Source organism: Leifsonia sp. HAY1-4F (assembly GCF_056755275.1).
Map to the genome: position 1 here is coordinate 1 of NZ_JBNDHX010000704.1, position 231 is coordinate 231.

Annotated in this window: 1 pseudogene; it reads right to left on the reverse strand. The window is 63.6% G+C overall.

What is annotated here, in order from left to right:
• Positions 1-231: pseudogene (locus tag ACPYOG_RS21045) on the reverse strand (PTS lactose transporter subunit IIC); the annotation flags it as partial.

Genomic DNA, 231 nt, shown 5'->3' on the forward strand with positions numbered 1-231 from the left:
GCCACGGTGCCTGGTTTGCCACAGTTGCGGCGCCGAGGCCGGCGACGGCGAAGGAGTAAGCAACCTTGTTGACGGGGCCACCGAGGTCGAAGCACATCATGAGGCCCAGGATGATGCCGAGGACGATTGCGCCAGCACCGGTCAGGCCTGAAAGGCCGGTGTTGAGGGCCTTGGTAAGCGCCACGATGGGAGCACCGAGGATCAGGAACATGAGGCCAGAGGCTATAAGCG